8 protein-coding genes are annotated in these 11,799 nt (G+C 75.5%); 3 read left to right on the forward strand and 5 right to left on the reverse strand.

The window, feature by feature from the left end; translation table 11 throughout:
- Positions 1–140: 140 nt before the first annotated feature.
- Together ACWD4P_RS23695 and ACWD4P_RS23700 are read right to left on the reverse strand one after the other, a co-directional pair.
- Positions 141–2,774 (reverse strand): PKD domain-containing protein, encoded by a 2,634-nt coding sequence (locus ACWD4P_RS23695; protein ID WP_449780952.1) that lies wholly within the window; start codon positions 2,772–2,774, stop codon positions 141–143.
- Between the two features lie 456 nt (positions 2,775–3,230).
- Positions 3,231–4,163 (reverse strand): hypothetical protein, encoded by a 933-nt coding sequence (locus tag ACWD4P_RS23700; RefSeq protein WP_449780953.1) that lies wholly within the window; start codon positions 4,161–4,163, stop codon positions 3,231–3,233.
- Positions 4,164–4,866: 703 nt separating this feature from the next.
- Between ACWD4P_RS23700 and ACWD4P_RS23705 the strand changes: the two genes are divergently transcribed.
- Positions 4,867–6,072, forward strand: a complete 1,206-nt coding sequence (locus ACWD4P_RS23705) for a MerR family transcriptional regulator (protein ID WP_449780954.1) — start codon at positions 4,867–4,869, stop codon at positions 6,070–6,072.
- Entirely contained in the window at positions 6,069–7,043 is a 975-nt protein-coding gene (locus ACWD4P_RS23710; RefSeq protein ID WP_449780955.1) for a BtrH N-terminal domain-containing protein, read from the forward strand. The genes ACWD4P_RS23705 and ACWD4P_RS23710 overlap by 4 nt, the downstream gene beginning before the upstream one ends.
- Before the next feature lie 36 nt (positions 7,044–7,079).
- On the opposite strand, the gene ACWD4P_RS23715 is transcribed toward ACWD4P_RS23710, so the two are convergent.
- Both ACWD4P_RS23715 and ACWD4P_RS23720 read right to left on the reverse strand, forming a co-directional pair.
- On the reverse strand, positions 7,080–7,952 hold the full coding sequence (locus ACWD4P_RS23715; protein WP_449780979.1) for a serine hydrolase: 873 nt from the start codon (positions 7,950–7,952) through the stop codon (positions 7,080–7,082).
- Between the two features lie 14 nt (positions 7,953–7,966).
- A complete protein-coding gene (locus ACWD4P_RS23720; RefSeq protein ID WP_449780956.1) occupies positions 7,967–8,941 on the reverse strand; it encodes a LysR family transcriptional regulator in 975 nt (324 codons plus the stop codon).
- Between the two features lie 85 nt (positions 8,942–9,026).
- Here ACWD4P_RS23720 and ACWD4P_RS23725 point away from each other — a divergent pair, with 85 nt between their 5' ends.
- A complete protein-coding gene (locus ACWD4P_RS23725) occupies positions 9,027–10,688 on the forward strand; it encodes a penicillin-binding transpeptidase domain-containing protein (RefSeq protein WP_449780957.1) in 1,662 nt (553 codons plus the stop codon).
- Between the two features lie 64 nt (positions 10,689–10,752).
- Here ACWD4P_RS23725 and ACWD4P_RS23730 read toward each other — a convergent pair whose 3' ends face one another.
- On the reverse strand, positions 10,753–11,733 hold the full coding sequence (locus ACWD4P_RS23730; protein ID WP_359829421.1) for an endonuclease/exonuclease/phosphatase family protein: 981 nt from the start codon (positions 11,731–11,733) through the stop codon (positions 10,753–10,755).
- Between the last annotated feature and the right edge of the window lie 66 nt (positions 11,734–11,799).

Genomic DNA, 11,799 nt, shown 5'->3' on the forward strand with positions numbered 1-11,799 from the left:
GCGCAGGGTGTGCTTGCCGAGCGCGAGGGCGGTGGTGTCCAGGGCGGTGCCGGGTGCCAGTTCCCTGCCGTCCAGGGTGAGGCGGACGGTGTCGGGGTGTTGCCTCGGGTGCGGGCCGCCGCCGCGCGGGAGCGCCGGGGTCAGGACTTCGGCCAGGCGTCCGTGTAGTAGCCGAACAGGTCGGCGATGATGTCGGTGCTGCCGAGGTGGTTGTAGATGTCCACCTTGCCGTCCGAACTGACCGGCGTGGTCACGTGGTTGGGCACGGTCTGGCCGGCCAGCACGTTGAGGTTGCTGGTGCCGGGGCGCGGGGTGCCGTGGGCGTGCACGGTGAGGTAGCTGTCCCCGGTGGTGTTGGTGGACGTCACGTTGAGGACGGCCGCCCGGGCGCCGGCCGGGATGCCGCCGACGACGGTGGTGCTGTCCGGGCCCGGCTTGGCGAACGCCCCGGTGCGGGTGTCGGCCAGGCGCACCGGCACGGTCGGCGTGAACTTGGCCTGGCCGTTGGGGGCGTAGTACCCGAAGACGTCCAGGATGACGTGGGTGGACCCGTTGTGGTTGTACACGTTGACGGTGCCGTCCGGGCCGACCGGGACGATGACCTGGTTGGACTTGTCCTTGCCGGGCTCCGGGTTCAGGTTGGAGCTGACCGGCTTGGTCCCGCCGCCCGGGTACACCTTGAGGTGGCTGTCGGCGGTGGTGTCGGTGCTGGTCAGGTTCATCACCACGGAGGTGGCGTCCGCCGGAACGCCGCCGACGCCCGCGACCTTCACCGCGCGCGTCTCGCCCGAACCGAGCTTGCCGCTCTCCCGGGTGTCCACCAGCCGGCTCGGCGCCAGCGGGGTGAACAGGTGGCCGCCGTTGGGGCGGTAGAAGCCGACGACGTCGACGATCACCTCGGCGCGGCCGGAGTTGAGCAGGGTGCTGATCCGCTTGGCGTCACCGATCGGCACGGTGACCATGTTGGACGAGGTGCGGCCGGCCGCCACGTTCACGTTCGAGGTGATCGGGCGGGCCTGCCCGGTCGGCCAGACGGTGAGGTGGGTGTCCTCGGTGGCGTCCGTGACGGTCACGTTCAGGACGACGGTGGTGACGTTCCCCGGCACGCCGTTCGGCCCGGTCTCGGCGCCGGTCGGGATCGCGAAGGGCACCTCGGCGCCGCCCTTGAGGTCGAGCTTCGGGTCCTCGCGGGTGTCGACGAGCCGGTACGGCTCGGTGCGCAGGAACCCGGTCGGCGCGTACGCGGCCCGGAAGGGGTACGCGGCGGTGCTGGTGTGGCCGGCGGTGTCGGTGACCGTCACCGTGACGGTGTAGTCGCCCGGCGAGGTGTAGCCGTGGACGTCCGCGTCCAGGGTGGTGCGGGTGACGGCGGGGGTCCCGTCGCCGTAGTCCACCACGACCTTGGCGACCTGCCACGGCGAGGAGGTGCCCGACGGGTCGACCCGCACGCCCAGCGGCGGGGCGTCGGCGGTGTCGAACTGGTCCGGGACGACCTGCTGGACGGTGGCGCGGGCGGTCAGCGGCCCGGGGTACGTGGCCCGCACCTGCACGGCGTACCGGCCGGTGAACGGCTGGCCGGCGCCGGTGTCCACGGTGACGTTGGCGTAGTAGGTGCCGGCCGAGGCGTAGGTGTGCTTGACGACCCGGGAGCCGGAGGTGACCGCGGGGGTGCCGTCACCGAAGTCGTAGCGGTAGCTCATCACCGAGGTCGGCCAGTGGCCGTCGTCGTTGCCGGTGGTCGCCGTCAGCGTGATCTCGGTGCCGTACGGCGCCTGCTGCTGGTCGGCCGACAACTGGGCGACGGATATCGGCTCCTGGCGCTCGATCGCCCCGCGGTCGTGGTAGCCCAGACCGGTGCCGAGGTTCGGCCGCGACGGGTCGTCGGCCGGGTGCGCGACCGGCACGAAGCCGGGCGCGGTCTCGTCGGCGGAGTCGACGACCTCGCTGTTCTCCGCGTTGCCGTCCTGCCAGCGCGTCAGCACGTAGTCGAGCCGGCCGGCCCGGCCGTCGGTCGCGGCCTCGAGCGCCTCGGGCGTCTCGTACCGGGTGCCCGCCCAGAGGTACGGGGTGCCGTTGCTGAAGTTCGTCCAGTACGGCGCGACGGTGTTCGAGCCGGCCCGGGTGTCCTTCGCGGACGGGGCGGAGACCACGATCTCCGCGCCGTCCGGCTTGGGGCAGGTGTAGGGCGCGGCGGGCGAGAAGTGGCTGCGCACCAGGTTGTTGAACAGGTTCGAGCCGGAGGAGTCGCCGGCCAGCTCGATGCCGACCGTGCAGCCCTCCGCCACCGTGTTGTTGGTGAGGGTCGTCCCGGGCGAGTCGGTGACCTTGATCCCGGAGACGTCGGCGCGGACCACGGTGACCCGGCTGGAGCCGGTGACCGTGATCACCCCGGCGTTCAGCGACCGCACGATGACGTCGTGCACACCGGACAGCCGCAGGTCGCGGCCCACCGAACCCTTGACGGTGATGGGCTTGCCGGGCTCACCCGACTTGGTGACCACGCTGTCGGCGCCGTACGGGGTGCGGAGCACCTCCACCGTCTGGCCGGGCAGCGCCGCCGTGGTGGCCGCGTCGACGGAGCAGAACGGCTTGGCCGCCGTTCCCGGCCCGGAGTCGGAGCACGCCTGGTTACCGGCGTCGACCCTCAGCACCCCGGGCATCTCGTCGGTGGAGCCGGCGGTGGCGGCCGAAGCCGAGGTGGCGGCGGCGGGAAGGCCGCCGAGCACGGTGACAAGCCCTGCGGCGAGCATGCCCTTGGCGCGGTTGGGGCGCACGATGTGGTCCTCCGGGGTTCCGGGGTGGGGACGGGAAACGCGACCCGGTGGGCACGGGCCCGGTCAGGCGGGTCGGCCCGCGGAGATTCGCGGACGGAACGATTATGACGAGTGGCCGGACGCGATGATCACGCACCCCACCCCTCACCGTCACCGGACCGGCACACTTCCCTCCCCGGCCCGGGATCCCGGCGCGAACTCCGTTCCTCCACAGGGGCGTTGCGCGCTCGGGGCCGCGCCCCGCGGCGCGGTCCCGCCCATGGCGTCCGCCGGACCCGTCCCGGCCCTCGGCCGTACGGGAGGGGGGAACGCGCCGCGGTGGCACCGCTGCTGAGACCGTGCCGGATCGCTCCCGGCCTCGGACTCCTCGCCACGGCGGCCATGACGGTCCGGCTGGCTCTTGGGCGTTGACCGGACACAACCTCTCGACCCCGCCCGGTGCCGGGCCGGGCCGGGTCAGGGGGCCGGGAACCGCTTGCCCGAGGCTCCGGCGGCGCGGTGGCACAGCTCGATGAGCGGGCCGAGGAACTGGCCGCCGTACGCGCGGGCGGCGGCGCAGGGGTCCGTGCCGGCGTCGGCGGGCCGGCCGAGGGGCGGCCGGGCGGCGTCGGGGGCGGGACGCGGCCGGGGGTGGGCGAGCGGGAAGCCCGGCCGGTGCCCCGCGCCGGGCGACGGGGTGTGCCCCGCCTCGGGTCCGCCGTCGTCGGGGACGGCGCTCCGGTCGTCGGCCTCGCCCGTGGGTGTGGCGTCCGGTTCGGGGGTGGGCGGCGGTGGGGGCGGCACCGCGACGGGTGTCGGGGAGACCGACGCCGCGGGGAGTTCCAGGGCTCCCACGACGGCGGGGGCGCCCGGCTGGTCGTCCGGCGCCGATCGCGGGCCCGGCCCGAGGTAGGCCCGCGGGCCGGCATCGGACGCCCCCGAAAGCAGGGCCGTCGCCAGGACGACCGCGACGACGGTGCCGCGCCCGAACGCCCGCACCGGGGACGGGCAGACGGCCGGGCGCCACGTGACGCGGACCGCCGAGGGCGCGGCCGCCGCCGACTCCGCCCGGCGCCGGCAGACCTCGGCGTTGCGCGACGCCGCCCACTGCTCCGATGCGCCGAGGTCGGACCAGGCGGTGGCGGTCGCCGCGAACAGGTCGGCCGCCCGCAGGGAGTCCCCGCCGACCGCCGCGACGTACGCCCGCACCTCCTGCGCGCGCAGCGCCTCGGGGTGCAGGGCACCGCGCTCCAGGGCGACGTGCCGGTGGAGCTCCTCGGCCAGGTGGGCCGCGAGGACCGTGTCCCCGGCCTCCATGGCGCCCCGGATCAGGGCGACCCGCGGAGCGTAGGCGGCCGGCAGCAGCGTCTCGGTGGCCGTCCTTGACGACGCGTCGGCCGGATCGGTCATGGGCGGGCCCCTCGCAGGTGGTCTCCGAACGATGGATCACGTCACGTATACCGGTCGCGGCTGCCCGGGGCCGCTCCGTCGTCATCCCATCGGGTGAAACCGTGGCCGGCCGACCGGGGCGACCGGCCGGTGTCCGGGCGGCCGGGGTCGGCCCGCCGACTGGCCTCCGGCCGGTCGGCCGCCGGTCGGCGCGCCCGTGGCGCCGCCGTGCCGAGTTCGCCGCTTCGAGTGACGGGCCGACGACGGGAGCGGAAGCCCCGGCAACGGTGAACCGGACCGCTCCGCTCCCGGTCCGGAGCCCGGCACCGGAGCGGCGCGGTGGGCGCGCGGAGCACCGGACCGCGAACGGCGGGCGGGTGCTGGGCGTCCGCTTCGGCGGCCCAGCGGTGGCTCCAGGCCGTGAGTGGGTCCAGGGCGGCGTCGACCGGTCCCCGCGCGGCCGGATGCCGCCCGGCACACCGCACGAACCACTCGCGCTGTTCCGCGTGCTGCGCCGTCACCCCGGGCTCGCCTCCCGGATGTTCGCCCTCGGCTCGGGCCTGCTCGGCCACGGCCTCCTGCCCGACGCGGACCGCGAACCGGTGATCGCCCGGACGACCGCCCGGGCCGGCTGCGGCGACAAACGGGGCGGGCATGCCACGGCCGTCGCCCCACGGCCGGGCTCACCCGCGAACAGCTCCGGGCCACCGCCGCCGACGATCCGATGGCGACGGGGATCGCCTGGTCGCCCCGGCGGGCGGCACTGCTCGCCTCCGTCGACGAACCGCACGACGCCGCCCACCTCTCGCCGGCCGCCTGGGACGCGCTGCGTCCGGACGACGACGCGCGGCTGCTGGAACTCCTGGTGCGCACTGGCTGGTACCGCACCATCGCCCACCTCGCCAACGGCGTCCGGCCGGACGCCGAACCGTGGGCCGTGCCGTTCCCCGGCCAGGACCGGCCGCCCGGCGCCCGGCGGCCGGCGGCGGGCCGGTGCGCCGTTGCGCCGCGGGCGGGCGCCCGGGCTGGACCCTCCCACGGCGGGAGGGTCCACGATGGGCCCGTGCGAGACCAGGACGACTTCCTCACCATCGGGCGCTTCGCCCGCCTCTGCCGGCTGAGCGTGAAACAGCTCCGCCACTACGACGACACCGGCCTGCTGCGCCCGGCCAGGGTCGACCCCGCCACCGGCTACCGCTACTACGCGCCCGGCCAGGCCCGCGACGCGCTCACCGTCGCCCTGCTGCGCGACCTCGACGTGCCGCTCGCGGTGGTCGCCGCGACCCTGGCCGCCGACGAGCCGGAGCGGGCCCGCCTGCTGCGCGCCGAACGCGACCGGATCGCCGAGCGGATCGTCCGCGACCGGGCCCGGCTGGAGCTGCTGGAACACCTCGCCACCGACGGCGGACCGCCCGAGTACCGGATCGCCCTCGGGCAGGAGCCGGAACGGCGCCTGGTCGTCGCGCGGGCGGTGGCCGGGCCGGGCGAGCTCGCGGAGCGGACCGGCGCGTGCGTCGGCCGACTGCTGGCGGGGCTGCGGGACACGCCCTGGCAGCCCCCGCTGTGGGGGCTGTTCCCGCTGGACCTCGCCGAGGGCATGCGGATCGCGGTCGGCGCCGAGGCGGACGGGACGGACAGGACGGACAGGACGGACAGGACGGACGGGACGGCCCCGGAAGGCGGGCCCGACGGGCTGGACCGCGAACTGCTGCCCGGCGGGCCGGTGGTGGAGACGGTCCACCACGGCCCGTACTCCCGGCTGCCGCTCGCCTACCACGCGCTGCTGGCCGCCGTGCACGAGCGGGGGCTGCGGCCGCTGGCACCGGTGCGGGAGGCGTACCTGGTCGGGCCGGGCGAGGCCCCGGCGGAGGAGTGGACGACCCGGCTGGTGGTCCGGGTCGCCGAGGAGCGGACGGAGGAGGCGGCATGACGGAGCCACGGGGTGGCTCGCACTGCGAGACGACGGCACTGGACGTGCTGCTGCGCCACGAGGGCGTCGAGCTGTCCGAGCCGATGCTGTTCGGCCTCGGGGCCGGGCTGTCGTTCGTCTACTGGGACGGCAAGGGGCTGGACTTCCCGTTCCTCGGCGGCCGGGTGAAACCCTTCGAGCTGACCCGCGCCCTGGCCGCCCGGCTCGGGCTGCGGCTGGACGTCCGCGAGACCGCCTCCGCCGGCCGGGCCTGGCGCGACGTGACGGCGGAGCTGGACGCCGGGCGCCCGGTCGGGCTCCAACTGGACAGCTACCACCTGGAGTACTTCACCTCCAGGGTGCGCTTCGGCGGGCACGTGGTCGCGATCCGCGGCTACGACGCGAACGACGCGCATCTGGTCGACACCGCCCAGCAGGGCGGCGCCGTCACCACCAGTCTGGCCTCGCTCGCGGCCGCGCGCGCCGAACGCGGCCCGATGACCGCCCGCCACCGCTCCTTCACCCTCACCCGGCAGGGCGAACTCCCGGACGTGCGCGCCCTGCTGGGCCCCGCCATGGCCGCCTGCGCGACGGCCTTCCTGCACCCGCCGATCGCCAACCTCGGCCACCGCGGCATCGCCAGGGCCGCCTCCCTGGTGCCGGGCTGGCTCACCCGGGCGGAGCGGCCCGGGGAGCAACTGCCGCGGGCCGCCCGGATGATGGAGCTGGCCGGGACGGGCGGCGCGCTGTTCCGCAACCTCTACCGGGACTTCCTCGCCGAGTCCGCCGAGCTGCTCGACGACGCCCGGGTCCGGACCGCCCGCGACCGGTACACCGAGGCCGCGGCGGGCTGGACCGAGGTGGCCCGACTGGTCGGCGCGGCCGGGGAGTCGCAGGACGCGGCACCGCTGGAGCGGGCCGGCCGGCTCCTGGGCGAACTGGCGCGGATCGAGCGGGAGGCCATGGCCGAGCTGGCCCGCCCCGGCGGCTGAGGCGGGCCGGGGCCCCGGCCCCTGATGTGCGGCGCGCTACCGGTTGCGCAGCGCGTCCACCGCGATGCGGGCGGCCGTACCGATGACGGCGTCGGCCGCGGGAAGGGTGGCCGCGGTACGGGCGGTCCGGGTGAAGACGGCCACGGCGTACCGGCCCCCGTCCGGGTACTCGACGACGCCGACCTCGTTGCGCAACGTCGGCAGCGACCCGGTCTTGCCCGCGACGTGGACGTCGTCGAAGGGGAATCCGGAGGCCATCCGGTGCGGCCACACCTGGAGGCCCATCATCCGCCGGATGGCGGCGCCGTGTTCGGGCGTGCAGGCCTCGTCGCGCCAGACGGCGCCCAGCAGCCGGGTCATGTCGCGCGGGGTGCTGTGGTTGGTGCGGGCCGGGTCGAGGGCGCGCAGCCGCGCGATGACGTGCGGGTCGGCGAGCGCCCGGGCGCCGGCGGGGCCCGCGTCCTCGCGGATACTCGCGAGCATCTCGCCGAAGGAGTGCGCGGCGCGCGTCGTGTCGAGGCCCAGGCGGGCCGTGGTGCGGTTGACGGCGTCGAGGCCGACCCGGGCCAGGAGCAGGTCCGCCGCGGCGTTGTCGCTGACGGCCATCATCAGGTAGGCGAGGTCGCGCAGCGACAGCCGGGCGGCGTCCAGCATCGCGGCGGTGCCGGTGGGGCCCGGGGTGCGGCCGTCCGGCGGGCACTCGACCTGTTCGGTGAGGTCGAGGTGGCCCTGGGCGGCCTGTTCGTGCAGCGCGACCAGCAGGCAGAGCTTGTGGACGCTCGCGGTGCAGACCGGCTGGTCGGCGCCGACGCCGAGTCGGGCGGCCGAGTCGATGTCGAGGGCGTGCAGCCACCCGGTGACCCCGGCGTCGGCGAAGGCCGCGCGGATGCGGTCGGTGGCGTCGGACACGTTCGCAGGTGGGGTCACAGCCAGTACTCCGCTGCCGGTCGCAGGTGCATCGGACGGGTGGGGGTGTCGGGGCGGGCGTCGGTGGTGGTGCGCAGCGCGTGCTCGGCCGCGTCGGCGAAGGCCCGTACGGCGGTGTCGCCGTGGCCGCGCGGCCAGGCGACGGAGTGCCGCCAGGCCAGCGGGGCGCCCGCGAGGGGGCGCCAGACCAGGCCGGTGTCGGCTTCGGCGGTGCCGGCCTCGGCGGTGTGGGCGTCGCGCGCGCCGAAGGCGACGGCGCCGGCGGAGCGCACGAGGCCGCGCACGAAGCTGGCGCCCTGGCCGTGCCGGACGGCGGGCGGCTGGTAGCCGCCGCGGGCGCAGGTGGTGAGCAGGTCGTCGTAGAGCGCGGGGGCTCCGGCCCGCGGGAAGAGGATCAGGTCGAATCCGGCGAGCGCGGAGAGCGGCACTTCGGCGGACCGGGCGGCGTCGGCGCCGCGCGGCAGCAGGACGCCGAGTTCGCGTCGCAGGACCGGGCCGAGTTCGAGGCCGGTGACGTCGCAGGGGTGGTGGATGAACCCGACGTCGAGTTCGTGCGCGGCGAAGCGGGCGAGCTGGTCGGCGGTGGACAGCTCGTGCAGTTCCAGTTCCACGCCGGGGCTGCGGTCGTGGAACGCGGTGAGGAGGGCGGCGACGGTGTCGCCCGCGATGTCGGGCGGCAGCCCGGCGCGCAGCAGGGCGCTGTCGCCGTCCCTGATGCGGCGCGCGGCCGCGCGCAGCGCCTCGGAACGGGCGAGCAGTTCGCGTGCCTCGGGGAGCAGCAGCAGGCCCGCCTTGGTGATGGCCACCTGGCGGCTGGTCCGCTCGAAGAGCCGCACCTCCAGCTCCCGTTCCAGCCGCTGGATGCGCTGCGACAGGGGTGGCTGGGCCATGCCGAGGCGGGCCGCGGCACGGCCGAAGTGTGACTCTTCTGCAACAGTCACGAAGCATTCCAGGTGCCGGATCAGGTCCACGACCAGCGATCATACGCGATTTTTATCAATCGCTGATCGATATCGGAATTGGACGCGAACCCGGGCCGGTTGTTCTCCTCACGGCATGACACACCCTTCCTCCTCTCCCGCCACGGGCTCCTGGACCACCACCACCCACCAGCACCGGGGCCGTCGCCGCGCCCTGCGGGCCGGCATCGCCGTGGCCCTCGCGGCGGCCACCGCCACGGCCGCCGCGGCCTGCGGCACCTCCCTCACCGGGCCGGGCACCCCCAAGGCCGCCGAGACCCCCGATCCCGCGGCGGCCGCCGAGGCCCAGGCCTTCCTCGCCGACTGGGCGGGCGGCCGGCTCGACAGCGCGGCCTCCCGCACCACCGACCCCGCCAAGGCCCAGGAGGTGCTGCGCAACTTCACCGCCGGCCTCGACCTCGGAAAGCCGGAACTCACCCCCGAGCCCGCCGGCCTGCAAGACGACCACTCGGTCAAGGTCGCGTTCACCGCGAAGATGCCCGTCACCGGGCTGGGCACCTGGACCTACCGGTCCGAGCTGCCGGTGCGGAAGCAGGAGGGCGGGGCCTGGAAGGTCGACTGGTCGATGTCACTCGTCCACCCGCGCCTCAGCGACAGCGCCAAGTTCCGCCTGGACCGGGAGGACACCTCCCCGCCGAAGGTCACCGACCGCAACGGGGCCGCCCTGACGGGCGACGCCCTGCCGTCGCTGCGCCCGGTGCTCGCCCAGCTCACCAAGGGCGGCTCCGCGCCGCGCGGCGCGATCCGGCTCGTCGACCGCGCCACCGGCGAGGTCACGGGCACCGAGACCACCTTCGGGGCCGGGGACGCGAAGCCGGCCGACAAGCCGCCGGCCACGACGCTCGACGCCACCTGGCAGGCCGCGGCGGACAAGGCCCTGGCCGACAAGGCCGGCGGCAAGAACGCCTCGCTCGTCGCCCTGCGGGTCGACAACGGCGAGATCCTCGCCATGGCCAACTCCCCCGCCACCGGCTTCAACCGGGCGCTCTCCGGCACCTACGCGCCCGGCTCCACCTGGAAGATCGTGACGAGCAGCGCGCTGCTGATCAAGAACGCCGTCAAGCCCGACGACGTCGTGGACTGCCCCAAGTACCTCACCGTCGGCAAGGAGTTCCACAACGTGGAGACGTCCGAGTTCCCGGGCGCCACCTTCCGCAAGGACTTCACCAAGTCCTGCAACACCGCCTTCATCAGCCTGCGCGGCAAGCTCGGCGACAGCGAACTCGGCGACGTCGCGCGGGACTACTTCGGGGTCGGGCAGGAGTGGCACGTCGGGATCCCGTCGTACGACGGCTCGGTGCCGGTGTCCAGGGACGAGACGGAGAAGGCCGCGTCGATGATCGGGCAGGGCCGGATCCAGGCGAACCCGCTGGTCATGGCGTCCGTCACGGCGACCGCGGCGTCCGGACGGTTCCACCAGCCGACGCTCGTCCCCGGCGGCGCGGACACCACCTCGACGAAGCCGCTCCCGCCCGCCGTGGTGGACCAGCTGCGCTCGCTGATGCGGGCCACCGTCACCGACGGGACGGCGCACGTGCTCGCCGACCTGCCCGGTGAGATCGGCGCGAAGACCGGCACCGCCGAGGTCTCCGAGAAGGACCCCAACAACGGCTGGCTGGTCGCGCGGCGCGGCAACGTCGCGGTGGCGTGCGTCGTCGAGCAGGGCGTGACGGGCGGCGGGTCGGCCGGGCCGATCCTGCACAGCCTGCTGGCCGCCGTTCCCGGCGACCCGTCATGACACCGGGCCGGGGACGGTACGGGACCGTCCCCGGCGTGCCGCCCGCAGTCCGGGCCGTCAGCGGTCAGGAGAGGACGGCGAGTTCGGCCACCACCGCGCGGTGGTCGCTGCGCGGCAGGGCGTGCTCGGAGACGCCGACGGCGGCCAGCCCGGGCCCGTGCAGGACGTGGTCGATCTGGATCACGGCCGGGACGCGGTAGTCCGGGTGGTCCTGGGGCCAGGTCGGGAAGAGGCCCGCGCCGAGCTCCTCGTGGGTGTCGGCCAGGCCGGTGCCCATCAGGTCGCGCATCGGCTTGTGGTCGAGGGTGGCGTTGAAGTCGCCCAGCAGGACGGCGTTGCGGGTACGGCCGGGCGCGGCGGCGCGCAGGTCGTGCAGTCCCTCGGCCCAGCGGCGGGCGTCGCCGAGCGGGTAGTAGGTGTGCACGGCGACCAGCTGCACCGGGCGGCCGCCGACGTCGACGGTCAGGTTGGTGGTCGGCCAGGCCGGGTCGGCGGCGGAGCCGACGGGCAGCCGGGTGTACAGCGCGGTGTCGGTGCCGACCGGCCGCTCCCGGTGCGGCAGCAGGGCCCGGATGCCGGCCGCGTCCAGCGCGTCGGCGGCGGAGTCGCTCTGCTCCTCGACCGCGAGCACGTCGATCCGCTGGTCCCGCACCAGGTCGACCAGGGACTTCGGCGAGACCTGCCCCATGAAGTTGTTGCTGGTCGCCACCCGCAGCCGGGGCGCGTCGGCGGGCGCGTCGGCCGCGTCCGGGACGAGCCGGGGTATCAGCCACCACAGGTGCAGCACCACCAGCGCGGCCGCGGCCAGGCTCAGCCACCGGGCACGCAGCACCGCCACCACCACCAGCAGCACCACGCCGAGCAGCGCCGCGTACGGCAGCCCGGCCATCGGCAGGGCCCACACCGTGCCGTCGTCCCACCCGCACAGCCGCACCACCGCGAGCACGGCCGGGCCCAGCAGCAGCACCCCGCACCCCACCAGCGCGGCCGCGCGCCCACGGCCTCTGCGGGCGGGCGACGAGCCCTTCGACCTACCGTCCGTCACGGTGCTCCTTCCAGGGGCGGCTGCCGACGGCCGTGATCTTCGACCGCCGTCGTGAACCACGGACGC

The sequence above is a fragment of the Kitasatospora sp. NPDC002543 genome (assembly GCF_053594915.1).